This window comes from Alicyclobacillus sp. ALC3 (assembly GCF_028751195.1).
Lineage (GTDB): Bacteria > Bacillota > Bacilli > Alicyclobacillales > Alicyclobacillaceae > Alicyclobacillus_L.
In genome coordinates this window covers 833,646-847,671 of sequence record NZ_CP066784.1, presented here as the reverse complement: position 1 = coordinate 847,671, position 14,026 = coordinate 833,646, and the positions used below count along the sequence as shown (strand labels likewise).

Annotated in this window: 11 protein-coding genes; 6 read left to right on the top strand and 5 right to left on the bottom strand. The window is 46.7% G+C overall.

Annotated features, from left to right (window positions below):
- Window positions 1-70 precede the first annotated feature (70 nt).
- The 3 genes from JC200_RS04040 (at window position 71) to JC200_RS04025 (ending at window position 3,901) form a co-directional block, all read left to right on the top strand.
- Window positions 71-739, top strand: a complete 669-nt coding sequence (locus JC200_RS04040) for an SOS response-associated peptidase (protein ID WP_274434897.1) — start codon at window positions 71-73, stop codon at window positions 737-739.
- A gap of 220 nt (window positions 740-959) precedes the next feature.
- On the top strand, window positions 960-2,159 hold the full coding sequence (locus tag JC200_RS04035) for a PDDEXK-like family protein (RefSeq protein ID WP_274434896.1): 1,200 nt from the start codon (window positions 960-962) through the stop codon (window positions 2,157-2,159).
- Window positions 2,160-2,653: 494 nt separating this feature from the next.
- The gene (locus JC200_RS04025) at window positions 2,654-3,901 is read left to right on the top strand and encodes a hypothetical protein (protein ID WP_274434895.1); all 1,248 of its coding nucleotides are present in this window, start codon (window positions 2,654-2,656) and stop codon (window positions 3,899-3,901) included.
- Window positions 3,902-4,038: 137 nt separating this feature from the next.
- Here the strand turns inward: JC200_RS04025 and JC200_RS04020 are convergent, their stop codons facing one another.
- The 5 genes from JC200_RS04020 to JC200_RS04000 form a co-directional block, all read right to left on the bottom strand.
- On the bottom strand, window positions 4,039-5,460 hold the full coding sequence (locus JC200_RS04020) for a competence protein CoiA (RefSeq protein WP_274434894.1): 1,422 nt from the start codon (window positions 5,458-5,460) through the stop codon (window positions 4,039-4,041).
- Window positions 5,461-5,552: 92 nt separating this feature from the next.
- Window positions 5,553-6,446 (bottom strand): GIY-YIG nuclease family protein, encoded by an 894-nt coding sequence (locus tag JC200_RS04015; RefSeq protein ID WP_274434893.1) that lies wholly within the window; start codon window positions 6,444-6,446, stop codon window positions 5,553-5,555.
- Window positions 6,447-6,833: 387 nt separating this feature from the next.
- Entirely contained in the window at window positions 6,834-7,862 is a 1,029-nt protein-coding gene (locus tag JC200_RS04010) for a hypothetical protein (protein WP_274434892.1), read from the bottom strand.
- Between the two features lie 65 nt (window positions 7,863-7,927).
- Window positions 7,928-8,290, bottom strand: coding sequence for a hypothetical protein (locus JC200_RS04005; RefSeq protein WP_274434891.1), 363 nt, complete (start codon window positions 8,288-8,290; stop codon window positions 7,928-7,930).
- Window positions 8,287-8,559 carry a hypothetical protein gene (locus JC200_RS04000; RefSeq protein ID WP_274434890.1) on the bottom strand — a complete coding sequence of 91 codons (273 nt, stop codon included), beginning with the start codon at window positions 8,557-8,559 and terminating at the stop codon, window positions 8,287-8,289. The genes JC200_RS04005 and JC200_RS04000 overlap by 4 nt, the downstream gene beginning before the upstream one ends.
- 2,253 nt (window positions 8,560-10,812) lie before the next feature.
- Here JC200_RS04000 and JC200_RS03995 point away from each other — a divergent pair.
- The 3 genes from JC200_RS03995 (at window position 10,813) to JC200_RS03985 (ending at window position 13,736) form a co-directional block, all read left to right on the top strand.
- Window positions 10,813-11,322 (top strand): GNAT family N-acetyltransferase, encoded by a 510-nt coding sequence (locus JC200_RS03995; RefSeq protein WP_274434889.1) that lies wholly within the window; start codon window positions 10,813-10,815, stop codon window positions 11,320-11,322.
- A gap of 219 nt (window positions 11,323-11,541) precedes the next feature.
- Window positions 11,542-12,306 (top strand): class I SAM-dependent methyltransferase, encoded by a 765-nt coding sequence (locus JC200_RS03990; RefSeq protein ID WP_274434887.1) that lies wholly within the window; start codon window positions 11,542-11,544, stop codon window positions 12,304-12,306.
- 176 nt (window positions 12,307-12,482) lie between these two features.
- Complete coding sequence (locus tag JC200_RS03985; protein WP_274434886.1) at window positions 12,483-13,736, top strand: glycosyltransferase family 39 protein; 1,254 nt, start codon at window positions 12,483-12,485, stop codon at window positions 13,734-13,736.
- Window positions 13,737-14,026: the final 290 nt, after the last annotated feature.

The following is a 14,026-nucleotide window of genomic DNA, read 5'->3' as shown; positions in this document are numbered from 1 at the left end:
GGTCTGTAAAAAAGTACGTAGTTCTTGGGCGGGAACATCCGTTCGTGTTATGCTATTTGCGGTGATACATATGTGCGGTCGATTCACTCAGGCATTTGAGAATTGGTCAAGCATCCTGGAGTACTTCGGTATCAGTGACAACGGGTTCCGGCTTCCACCTCGGTATAACATCGCGCCTACCCAGGATGTAGCTGCTATCATATCCGACGGGCAGCAGCGACGGATTGGTCGGCTGCGCTGGGGGCTGATTCCCGTTTGGTCGGAATCGGACAAAACGACATTTGCCACCTTCAACGCAAGGGCGGATAAACTGCTGGCCAATGGTATGTGGAAGCGGCTCGTGCCGCGCAAGCGCTGTATCATCCCGGCGGATGGGTTCTTTGAGTGGCGGAAAATCGATAAACAGCCGTTTCGCATGGTTCCCACCGGCCGTCCGGCCTTCGGATTCGCTGGGCTGTATGACACCTGGACATCGCCAGATGGGGCCATGAAGGTAGGCAGTTGCGCAATCATCACATGTCAGCCGAATTTGCTTATGATATCGATCCACGACCGTATGCCGGTAATTCTACGGGAAGAAGTCCACGACCTGTGGCTTGATCGCGGTGTAATGGATCCCCACCTTGTGACATCTATTCTGCAGCCCTACCCAGATAGGGAGATGTGGGCGTACCGAGTCGCTAAGATGGTGGGTAACGTGCGGAACGATGGGCCCGAGTGTATAAAAGAAGTCCACTGATTTCCAGCAAAAAACACCTCCACACCGTGCTTGTAGACTCCCTGGGCTTCTCTTGTGTTACACTAAATTCCACAAGTAATTCTAGGAAAATGGCTGCGTCTGCTCGTATTCCGGCAACCTGTCGATCGCGTCCAACATATTATGCGATTGTTCATAAGAATGACATGCGTAGGGTGAGTGATTTTAATATTCGGAACTAAGTGGAGTGGGTGGTGCGGAGATGGATAAGACCGATAGTGATGCCAAGAGCAAACTTGAAGAGTTCATTTACCACAGTGAGGACTTAGAAAGATTAGAGACTCTGTTGAGAAGGTTTAATGCCTTTCAAGCCTTGAAGTTGGTCAATAACGAGACTAGACATTCTAACTTTCTGGCGTGGCTATTGAATCCAAACGACAGTCACGGCGTTGGAGACACCTTCTTAAAGTTGTTTCTCAAGGAACTGGTGCGGCAAAATGGCGTGACCATGCCATCACTTATTGATATTGATACGTGGCACTTCGAGAGCTCGTTAGTTTTGCGTGAATGGAAACATATCGACGTCCTCATCGTAAGTGAGGAGAATAGGTTTACTTGCCTGATAGAAAACAAAGTCTGGTCAAAGGAACATGGAGATCAGCTAGCACGATATAAAGAAATCGTGGAGACTGACTATCTCGAGTTTACGCATATTTTTATTTACCTGACGGTTGACGGAGAAGAACCATCAACCGATGGTTACCTTACTTTAGACCACACATCCGTTGTGGCAATGCTGGAGAGGTTTTTGTTATCTCGTCAAATGCAGATGCAGGACGATGTTGCAAGCTTCATTAGACAGTATATTGAGACTGTGAGGCGATTCATTGTGCAGGACTCTGAGGTGCAGGAATTGTGCCATCGAATCTACCAGAACCACAAGGATGCTATCGATTTAATCTTGGAGTATCGGCCCGATCTACAATCAGATGTGCGGGATGTACTGGTAGAAGCGATTAACGAAGATGACGAATTGGAACTCGACAAGTGGTCTAAGACCTTGATCCGCTTTATTCCCCAATCACTTGACTTCCTGCCGCGAATCTGTAAAGGCTGGACAGTCAGTAAACGGATAGTGCTGTTCGAAATTAAAAATCTGGAGAATAAGATCAGCATATATCTATATGTTGGGCCAGGGCCATCTTCTATCAGAACGGAATTGTTGGAAATAGCACAAAACCATTCAGTCTTCGACCCCCAAAAGAGAATCCCTTCCGAGGGGTGGTTCTATTTATACAAAAAGAGAGATTGGATCAAGGCGAGCACACTTGAAAATCTCAGTCGAGAAGAACTGAAGGCAGAGATCAAAAGCAAGCTTGACAAATTCAAGGCAGACACCCTGCCGGGAATGACGGCAGCTCTCTCGTCATCTGGTACACTCACTGATTTCAATTCAAAGTAAAGGTATGGTCTTGCTTTTACCAACGCTAGGTAAGGATGTGAACGAGTCATAGCCCAGCACCAGGATGCGGCAAACGGCCGTGTTGAGATAACTGTTGTCTCGTTACATTGTAATTCACAAATCTCCTGCGCGTCATCGACCGTAAACTATCCGTCGGCTATGATAGCCATGTAACCACAGTAGAGCGGAGGACACCTTATGAGGCTGACGGGTTTCGTGCGTCCGGTGGATCATTTGGGGCGAGTGGTGCTTCCTGAGACGGCAGTTGGGACTTGAAGCCTTTGACCCACTGGAGACCCTGGTCGATGGAGACTGCGTTGTCCTGCGTAAGTACCGACCCATGTGCGTGTTCTGCGGATCCAAAAACGATGTTACTTTTTTCAAGGACAAGTCTGTGTGTCGGGTGTGCATTAGTGAACTACTGGCTATTCGACCCGGGGCCCTTGAACTAAAGTCGGTTCCTTGATGACTTTGGTTAGTGAGGAGGTTTTGACATGCCGTCACTAGATGATGTGGCTAGGCTGTTGGAAAGGGCACTTATAGATGTGGACGACGGGATTGAGACTCTGGACGTCCGGGCCTCACGAGAACAGACCACGGGGAGGCGTCGACGGCAAACGATTCAAATGAAGGATTACTTAGGATTGTCGCCCGAGGTATTGTCTTGGACTCGGCCAATTTTGACATATGCATATACTGCTACGGATTTCTTTACCACAAGGCATTCGCTCGGGCAGTATGCATCAGATAGCTTGAAAATACTAGCCGATGCCAACCGCTCAGTCGTACTCGTGGATTATGGGCTTTATCGGTGTGATTTCAAATGTGATGCATTCGTTGACTTAGTGTTTCCCATGGTTGAGGTCCGTCTGTGGGCGCCTGGAAAGTTGCTGCCGGTTTGGGTGTGGCAGGAACAAAACGTGGACTCACTACACCAACTCGACTTTAGGGCTGATAACTACCTGCTCACCTTTGTATGCGAAGAAGGACGAGAGTACGAGATGGAAATGCATGTTCGTCACTGTTTGACTTTATGGATGGCCGATTCAATTAAGCAGCGAAAAATGTATATTTACCCTATAAAGCAGACGATGAACCGGAAAATCACTGTTTCTGGGTGCTTTGATGATTTGCAGAACGATAGAAATAGAGTCTCATTGAGTGGATGGGAGGGACTTGGTACCTATGGGCTGCAGAACCTAAGTGAATACCTATCGCACCTGCGTGAGAGTCCGCTGACACGCGAAGGGGCACACTGGTGGACGGCAGCAGGTTTTTTTGATGATGCGATTCGTGGCACGCATCTGGTCGAACAGTACCAGACACTTGTCAGTATGGTGACTGTCTTGGACTGCTTAATGGGTTCGAGCACAAACATGATAGAAAAGTTAAGTCAGAGGGTTGCCGGTGTGTGTGGCGATTCAGTTTCGTCTGCAGTCTTGGGCGGTTGCAGTGTTGATAAATTCATTGAGCAGGTGTGGGAAGTTCGAGGATCTGTTGTTCATGGCAATGGTGATGCTCGTCGCATTATAGATAAATGGGTGCACGAGGTAGGTAGCACTGTTGCAAGCAAGCTTTTTGAGATAGTGCGACAGACACTGGTGCGGTACACACTTCTTAGTACAACTCAGAAGGCCGCAAGAGGGCGTGGCAGTATGAACGATGAGTTTGGTAGATGGTTGCAACGAGGTATAACAAAGTTTCCTATACGTGAAACTAGCGTTGAAAGTGCCGATATATAGGCACTATGTACCTTGTGTAATCGATACACTTGGAAACATACCAACTGACGACATTGGTCAACTTTTGATCGACAAAAGTGTGCCGACGGATCTCTTTGCATGTCCCGGATGATCTTACTTCGTGATTGGTCTGCAGGTCACGTTTTCGACCCTTCGCTTAGCAGACTACGGTACTCAGAGTAAACCGGCGTGTATTCTCTGATCTCGCGTTTTTCACTTAAAGCCTCAAGGGCCATTTTCAATCTGATGTTCGCACCTCTGTTTGTAAACCTGGGCAACTCAGGAACTGTAATCTGAAACACAGTTCTTCGTGGATTGAGTGTAGCCAAAATTCTTAAATCGTCGTCTAAACTCCGCAGGAAATTATAAACTGTGAACGACCAATGCATGGGTGCATTGTCTAGGGACGCCGGGCGAAATATATCCGTCTGTCTCTTCATAGCTTCCACAATGTCTTCGCCGTTTACAATGTCCTTCTGGTAAATAAACCGGTCGTAAATCCAGAGTTGCCACAGTTGCAATGGACTGCGTATCAAACATGACAATCTGACCTCCAAATTGAGTACGCCGGGAAAAGAGGATGTGCGGAAATTATGTTTTTTGCACATATGACGGAACTCACTAATTTGAACTGGGTCCATTTCATGCGCGAATGAGTCTCGTTCGCGATATAACAGCTCATACCGTTGACTCACAGAGTCGGGATCCACTGCAGTAACTCGAGAAAGTCTCTCGGCTTCTTCGCGTATTACCCATGAGGGAGTTTCCTTTTTAGACTTTGGCGACCGTGGATGTGGTGATGGTTGGTTCTCTTTACTGACCGATTTACGTCGTTCCTTTATGTCTTTCTCTTTCTTGTCCTTCCAGTCAGATAAAGCTTGAGACCACCATCTCATGGAATTCAGTATGTATGCATCCTTCAGATTGAAATTAATCCGCTTGGAATCTCTCAAGACAAAGTTGCTTAAGAATCCGTCTTCGAGTGTATTGAACTCTTCTGTAGAAACTTCAAGATAAACCAGGTGCCCGAATTCCATTCGAATTGCATGTTCCAATATTCTCAAACGAACATTGTTTGTTCGCTTATATAAGGAGGAGCCGAGCACCCAAAAGTCTTTGATATCCGCGTTGCGATACATGTCGTGCCGTTCTCTCCATATGTCATCATTGATGGGGTAACATTGAAATTCAAATGCCCACTTCTCACCGGAGGGGTGTATTACCATCACATCCGCCCGTTGACTTGTCTCAAAAACCTTGTATTCAAGTTCTACTTCAGAACGCGGGTATAGTTCTTTAAGACGTAGATATAGTGCCCTTTTGCCGTCACGATGTTCTTCGGTCTCTGGGTCGTGTGATTCCGCTACACACTGGGAACCCTCAAGATGGGCAAAGTGAGGACTTCTATGTTTACCTGCTCTAAACCGGACCTGCTCGCTGCATTCCGGACAGCGTAGGAGCCCCATTTTGCTTAAGATCCGAGTGGCAGCCTCTTTACCTTCGAATGAGACTACTGTTTCAACCTTATCATTCTCTAAAATATACTCGGCAACAAACAACCTAAATCTCCCTCACTTGCGGTGATAATCCTCCCTAAGTTCATGGGGTTCTTCATTTGTTACATGACAGTCGGGCTCAACTATTGATGGAATTAGCTTCCCTCGACTTCTTTCAACGTTTTGCCGCCGTCTGTTTTCCATTCCGTCAGACCGTTGGCATGACCACCGATGACAAAAGCGGCTGCGTAAGACGGACTGCGGAAGAGAATATCTTGCTGCAAAATCCCGTTGTCATCAATCGACGCCTTCTGTCGGATTTCCTTGATTCCGGGCGGTATACTCTCAGAGTCAATGGTTTCAATGTGGCTGCCCTTGAGGACGACGAAACCTTCACTCGTTTGCCTGCAGTCCGCTTCAATCGTCAGGCCACTTTTCCGGCTCCTACGCATGAAATGCAACAGTAACTCGTCTCCACCCGTTGTCTCAGCCTGTTCACGAGGCAAATTGACCTCAGTCAGCTTCTCGAACACTTTATGACCGAGTGTCCCCATAACAATTTTGGAGTTATCAATGAACTCTTCAAGTTCACTTTCCTTCTCCTCTGTAATGTTACCAGGGGTTGGGTCGTTTCCGTTTTTTACAACATATCGCTTTGCTTCTACGGCCATTGAGCAAAATCGGTTTTCAAGGTAGCTTATCTCAGTTGGCCCAAACGAGTTGTTGGAGGTGGTGAACACGACCGCCTCTGTCCAGTAGTCCTTGGCCGAGTCACGCTTATGTTCCTGCAAACGGTAGAGGATTCCCTCGCCGTTTTTCCTAACACCTGTCTGGCCGATGTAAACAACGTTCTCCCCAGTCTGGTCGGATGTTCCAAATAAACAGTACACGCCACTCTGCGATAGGTCATCGCGTCCTTTGCACCTATCCAGTTCAGTGCGCGGAATCTTGTACGCCACACCAGTCCAGTTCGCGAGCGTGCATTTGATGCGACCGTTTGGGTCCCCGTCCATGAGAAACAAATTTATACTTTTGCCTCGTATGCCCAACTTTTATATACTCCTCTGACGGGAACTATATGTGCGGTCAGCTACCGCGTACCGTAACGCTGGGTGGTAAGATATAGCGCTGATGATACCCAAAAACAGTGCATTTCCTCTGATAGCAATATACGACTTCTAGCCTGATATACCTTCACAGGATTCTGTCAGAGCAGATGAAGTTGATTCTATTGACCAACCTCCCAAGTGTTGAATAATTCTTCTGGTCAATTAGCTCCAGATGACAGTTCGGGGGGTGACGGCGAAGTACCCGCACCAGACAAATGTGTTTGTCAAGTGAAAAGTTGTGGATTGCCATGTTCGGGTTATGGTGCTACAGCAAAATCCTGCAGCTATCGTTGAACTCACGTCTAAAAGCCAGTGTTCACTCGAACTTCATCTTTTAGACACCACTAATCCCCAACCGGATTGTTCTACATTTGCAGCATTAAACAAGGTTACGAGTAGAGAAAATACGGTTATATATACACCACCCATATCCAAGGTTGACAAGTCATACATTCCGCCATGAGCAATGCTGTCTCTCGTCGTAGTGAGCTCTTTATACTTAGCCCTACACTGCATTTTTCCAAAGTCGGAGATTCCCAATTCTTTAGCCACGTCATCAAGTTTTTCATCAAGCCTTCTATTGTCGTTCGCGTACTTCTTGACCTTTCTCCGTAATTCGTCGGTGATGCCTCTTCGAGACTTTGACAAGTAAAATTCAAATAGACCCCTGTAAAAGCGTTGAATTATTTGGTCCATCGCGGCGAAAGAATTAAAGAAGGCCATTTTCTTGTTGCCGTTTTGGTGATCAAGTATCGAATCGACTAGGCACTCAATCCAGGTTTGTACACTAGAGTCCACCGGAAGCGCAATACAACCAATCTTGCCGACGATCTCATGCCCGTCTAAGTCTGACAAAGTAACATTATGGTTTATCGCATGTCCTATCACAAACAATTCCCCAGTGTACTGGTTGTAGGATTGAATGTGAAGGGAGCATTCGAAGCCAATCCTCGCATTTAGACTCGTCAGCCCTCCGCTATTTGCACACACCTCATCAATGACCAGTTGATGCTGGTTATAGGAATAACACTCTTCGTCTAATATCCCGTACTCAATAAGTGCTGCGCTTACGATTCGGCTAAACCCATGTAACCGTGGATTACAATACACAGGAATAGTGCTCCCAAGTCTGTCGAAAAAATCAGTCGTAATATCCAGCGAGAGGAATACTTCCTTATACTCCAAGCCAGATAGTGCTTGCGAAACGAATTTCATTGGATCATTTCTGATTAAATAATCAACTGCTTCATCATCAGTCCGTAATTCATGATTAAGCTTGATATCTGTTACAGTTCGTTCTGTTATTTTCCCGACCGGGAACTTTTTTGCCATGTGTTTATAAAACGAAGTGGTCACCAATTGTCAGCTCCTCTACTGCGGGTATCTCGCCAGTGAGCTAGTTCACTCTCCTGTTTCCGGAATCAATCACGTTTAATAGGATTTTCTCGAAGTCCAGCAACTTGGTCGCCCGAATTACCACCCCTAAATTCATTGGAATGCGCGTTGACGACAGCCCTTTTTGCACAGCGGGTATCTCTTCTACATACAGCAACACCTTCTGCAGTAAACATTGGCCCCGCGTATAAGACACCAATTAAGTATAAACGCGATTTGAAAGTGAAGCCTTCTCGCGTTGCGTATCCTCCGGGGTTGTACAGTAAAACTGGTGAACCGTTCGAACCAGGAAAACATGCCATATCAATGAGGAACTTTGGTTCACCGTTGTAATCTACACCCGGTTGAGTGGCTGTAGAGCCATGACGGAAGATGGGGAAGTTGTTCACAGAGTCCCAATCCCGTTTGGATAACCGATCATAACGACATCTTCAAGAGCGGTTAAGTCGAGGTACTGTTCCTGAGTAGGGATAAGTTGAACTCCGAACGATTGATAAAAAAGAGCATGGCCCATTTCCCTCTCTTCCGTAAGGAGATATGAAATCGGCATCACGCACAAGTCAATATCTGGATCGGGATGTGAAATCCAGCGCGATTGAAAGTTGTCTGTCTCAAACGTGTGGTAGGAACCCTCTTTTAGCTTCCAGACATTGTGCATAGAAAATCGCCCTCGTATAGCGCCCTGAACGACATGCTTATTAGTTACTACGCAAGGAATACACCCCTGGTCTCCACGATCTACGAAATTGAAGAGAAACCCTGTTCCGCAGGATGTTTGGCCTCCCGGGAGGTCGCATTCGATCCTGACAGTCGTAAAAGATAATAGTTCGTTATTATTCATTCCGCGACTATGCATAGCCGTAACAGCTCCATTCAAACATCATCGGACCAAAGAATAGCGGAACTTCCAGTAAGTAACTGCCCTCGCTTTCAACTGCGCACATCTTCTCAAAATCCTTCTCGTTTTCCCATTCTGCATGGTTGGCTGCACAACCGCATCCGTTTCCTTTAGTTCGCGCATATCTGTTGGCCCCGTATAGATGTACTGTACGCGAATTTCATTATGTCGGAGCCGATACAAGACTGCCTGAAACTTGAGTGCCATGGTTTCACTTCTCTTCGCCTACACCTCATAAGTTATTAATTTCTAAGAAAGCAACAAGTAGAGTTGCTATTCAGGATTACTGTCCGTATGTCCAATATACATTATATCCCTATTTACGAGCGGGCTCACATATTTACGAACATAACCGCATGTATCGTGATAATGAGGCTCCTTCCCCTAGCGATGTGTGTAATTCTTCTCCCCGTTAGTACTACAACGAAAGCCCTTCAGATAATGCTTCTCGTCTCAAAACGAATCAAAAGTGCCACATTTCCTCTGCTACCAATATACGACTCCAGGCTCGATATACCTTCCGAACTGAAGGCAATGGCAGGTGAGACTGGTCCCATTGACCAGCCTCCACGGGTTTCGGTAATCAACCTGTTTCGGAGAACTCCTATGCCGCATCCTGGGTGAGGGTGGGGAGGACGTGGTCGTGTCAAAAAATATTTTGATGTCTACATGCCCAATCGATTCCGGGCGTACTTTGCGTTTCCTGCTCGGTTATTGGCAATAAGATTAGTTCTTGAAGCGACTGTTTTGCGTGCGCCTGTGGTGCGCCTAACTCGTTGGCGCCAATCAAATCTTATTGGACCTCAATGTCAAAAAAACCGCGCCGTTGCAGCATTCAGGGCATCTGAATGAAACTCAACACAACACCAGCGGCGCACTTGAAAACCGCCGTGTCTGCAAGGGCACCGTGGGTTCGAATCCCACCCTCTCCGCCAAGCCTGAAAAGTCGTGCATAGCACGGCTTTTTTGTGTTTCGGGAGCAAATGGTCGGGGGAGTGAGTGTAGCGGTCTTGGCTGAAAAGTGCTGAAACCGCTGGATGACATCGGGGAACCGCTGTTGTTTTTGGCCTCGCGCTGCACATGATAGTGTTTTAGCTACCTCGTAATGTCCAAAAGTTGATGGTTTAAGATGTCCAGATGTTGCTAGTCATGTTGACCGGATCCATAACTCAGTTTAGAATTCGTGTGGCTTTGGCTGGGCTTTCTATGTCCAAAACGCTTCCCTGTTGATTGTTTATATCGAGATCTAAACAAGCTTGAGTTTAACTAGTGTGCAATGTATATTGATTTCTTGATTATGGATTTCGAGAATCCTTGCAGCTTAACCCCATAGCACTCAAAGTCGCAAGTTTTATTAGGGTGATGGCCATCAAGGCCGTCTTGTATGTTTGCATGTCCGACTCCTCCCGGTCAGTATCAGCACATAACAAAAGGGGAATCCAAATCTAGAGAGTGCGTATAGCGTGTTGGACGGATGGCTGCAGTCACAGGAAAGTACTAATCCGGACTATTGGAATACTGCGCCATTTAAGAGCTATAAGATTCTCGATATGTCCCTCTCCAATTCAACTCATGCTGTCGCAGATATCGAAATCCTACTCCAAAACTCTCAATGGTCAAAGAGAACTGTGCCGATGTATAAAATCAACGGGAAGTGGTTAGTAGCCATAAAGAAATATGGAGCACCAAAAGGACCTCGATTCGGGAGCGTATACTTCTAACATGATTCTGCAGCCATGTGGGCTTTCCAGTGACGTTGTTCCATGTGGCTGAAACGCCCTGTGTTGGGACTCACGGAGGATTATCCAGAAGAAGGATTTTCTCTTGCTTTCACATAAATATACAGTGACGGAGTTTCTCTGGATACGTCGTTATCGGGCAGTTTAATTCATCAAGGAACCAACACTGACAAGGCGAAGATGAGGCACACTTCTGGTGATGAGGGCGACATTGAGAATGTGGGTACTATTTCTATTAAATAAATGAACTGCTTTTTTTGGAGGTAAGCGTAGAGTGCTACATATTAGTCTTCTAAAGGAATCCGATGCGAAGGACCTATTGCAATTTGAACTTGAGAATCGTAGATATTTTGCCGCTAGTGTTACTGATAGAGGAGATGATTATTTCTCCAATTTTCAAACTGTCATGGCGGATGATATCGGGGCACAGAAACGTGGAGAATGTCAGTATTACTTAGCGCGAAATTCTTCGGGAGACATTGTCGGCCGGATCAATTTGCGCGGCGTCGAGGTGCAAGCCAACCTTCAAACGGCTAGTCTTGGCTATCGGGTTGGAGAACGATTTAGTGGGAAAGGATATGCCACGCTTGCAGTGTCTTTGATATGCGAAAAAGCCAAGTACGAGCTAAACATTCATCAGCTGAAAGCAATGGTCTCGGCCCAAAATGTAGGGTCTCAGAGGGTTCCTGAAAAATCTGGATTTAGGGTCGTTGATGGCATTCCTACGCGCTTCGTATCGAATGGAAAAACAGTCCAAGCAATTCACTATATTAAATTCGTTTAAGAGTGAGGTAACGGCACTAGCTCTAACCTTTGGATAGAAGAGAACGTCCGGGGCTTGAGTACCAGAAGCATATGAATTCGGTATTACATGAACATGCACTGTTATCATGCGACGGCCCATGGGGCTATTGGGCAGCATTAGTTACAGAAGAAACACAGTGAACGCCATATCAGTTGGATGGAACGACAAAATAACGTTGAGGGAGAAATTGGATAATACATGGCTACGACAGAGGGATTCATCTTATCGAACAAAAAAAGCTGGGATGAAGTTGCTCCCCGATTTTTTGGAAGAACTGCATTGCCTAGCTACGGTCCATTTGCACCCGATGAAGACAAGTTGAATCTCCTTGGTGATATCTCAGGTGCAAAAGTGTTGGAAATTGGGTGTGGAAGTGGTCATTCTCTTCAATACATGGCTTCTCGTGGAGCTGAGGAATTGTGGGGTCTCGATTTATCGGATATACAGATAGCCACAGCAAAAACGTTATTAGAGCCCTATATGGCTATATTGAAGCAGCTATTCCAATCACCAATGGAACAAGACCCTGGTTTACCACGCTCTTATTTCGAAATTGTTTATTCGATATACGCAATTGGATGGACAGTAGACTTGCCAACGACATTACAAAATGTCTACGGCTATCTGAAACCAGGTGGGATTTTTGTTTTTAGCTGGGAACATCCATTACATAACCGTATCAAATTTGAAGGAGATTCTTTTGTAGTTAAGAAATCGTACCATGAGGAAGGACTTCATCAGTGTGAGGCGTGGAATGATCGTACAGCTATAGTGAATCAATTGAAGCTTAGTAACTACATAAACGAATTGGTTCGAACGGGATTTCAAATTGAAAGAGTAGTTGAAGATGTGTACGTTCCTGAGAATGCAGAGATAGGCAACCCATCAAGATGGTATTCCTCAGAGAAGGCAGAACTTATTCCTGCAACGTTTATCATTAAATGCGTTAAACCGAAAAAATAATTGCAGTAATGGGGGCATAAGTGACACACCGTCTGACGCGCTTGTTGCGCTATCGACCGGGAATACCCTAGAAGATGCCGTTGTTGCAACAAAGAATATTTATCAATCGTCTGATTCAAAGAGGAAGGACTACAAGACGTTTTTATTCAAATTGCTTACCTCGGGGAGTTTTGGGTTTGAATCTTGTAAGTGACCACAGGAAGTGGGCTGATCTTCTCATTCTGCTAGTCCTGAACATCTTAATTCGTGGCCTTTGGATTTTGTACATGCACCCACCCCAGTTCTACGATTTTGAGTGGTATTACACACATGCAGTCTCCATGCTTGACGGTCAGGGATATCGCGATGGGGCGCTCTACACCGCATACTGGCCAATTGGCTACCCATTCTTCCTGCGACTGGTCTTTGGACTCCTTGGGACAAAATCTGTGCTCGTCGGTCTCATGACCAACGCCCTACTGAGCGTTGCCATTGTGGTACTCATCTACTTTACGACACTTGTGACAACATCGAATCGCAGGGTATCATTTCTGGCTGCAGTTGGATACACACTTCTGCCGAGTCAAATCGAATGGAACTCCGTCCTCGGGTCAGAAGAACTGTTCACGTTTCTCGTCATGCTCTCATTGTTCCTGTATCTGCGAAGTGAGAGGGGCAACTGGGCCCTGTGGACAGTGGCTGCAGGGATTGTCCTAGGCTTGTCTTGCGATGTGAGGCCCATTCCACTCTTGTTTCCGGCCGCGATTCTACTTTATGAAATCTGGGTGCGGCGTCAGAATTGGCGGGCTTCCGTCCTCAAACTTGTCCTCTTTACCACGGCCATGCTCGTTGGCGTCTGCCCTGTGACCATCCGCAACGCCATCGCCATGCACCACTTCATCCTCGTCTCCACCAATGGCGGAGTCGATCTGTGGCAGGGCACCAAAGCAGACGGTTGGTACTTTTGGTCCTGGAATCCAAAGGTCAACCCACTGTTGGCGGCTGGCACCAATCAAGTCCTGGAAGACCAGATTGGAACACACCTCTTTATTCAACACGTCCTGCATCATCCGCTCTGGACCGTACTTCACGGCTTCCTCAAGATTTACTTTTTGTACTGGGTGGATTGGAATGTCGTGAGTGTGACAGTCCACGTGATATACCACAAACTCACAGGCGTCGCAATGTGGTTCGACACCATCACATACTGGGTTTGGATGCTGGTTGTGGTTTTCGCTGTGCGCAAACGCACCCCTTGGCGAGCGATCGCGCTGCCTGCCCTATTCATCCTGTATAACACGGCTGCATTTTTCTTTTTCCCTGCCTGGGACAGATTTAGATACCCACTCATGCCCTGTTTCGCGATTTTATTTGGCTTCGGCTTGCAGAGGATATTTGAGAAGTACAGGCCGACGCGCCAATTTGGACAAAACGCGGATGTTTCAGTGTAAGGGTCTCTGATATCAGCAGATGTTTTATGTCGCTAAAGGGTTGTGACTTGTAAGTTGTCGATGATCATATGGTGAGAGCCCATACGGTCTGATCTGCGACAGCGAACCTACCATGACGTGGGATGGTGGTAACGCCGCCTTGCGAAGTTCATGGGACAATGGAGCCGAGGCTGATAGGGAAATTCGGTCCGGAGCCAGGTTGCAGATGCATGGCGAACGTAAGTGAACCCCTTATAAACCGCGTCACGACAAGCAAGCGAAATCCCCTGTTACGCTTGAGCCAAAAGGCA

Coding starts and splice junctions, on each gene's coding strand:
- JC200_RS04000 (WP_274434890.1), bottom strand. CDS start 8,559: ATGCACAATGTCTGGAAGCTAAAAGAGGGTTCCTACCACACGTTTGAG.
- JC200_RS04035 (WP_274434896.1), top strand. CDS start 960: ATGGATAAGACCGATAGTGATGCCAAGAGCAAACTTGAAGAGTTCATT.
- JC200_RS03990 (WP_274434887.1), top strand. CDS start 11,542: ATGGCTACGACAGAGGGATTCATCTTATCGAACAAAAAAAGCTGGGAT.
- JC200_RS04040 (WP_274434897.1), top strand. CDS start 71: ATGTGCGGTCGATTCACTCAGGCATTTGAGAATTGGTCAAGCATCCTG.
- JC200_RS04025 (WP_274434895.1), top strand. CDS start 2,654: ATGCCGTCACTAGATGATGTGGCTAGGCTGTTGGAAAGGGCACTTATA.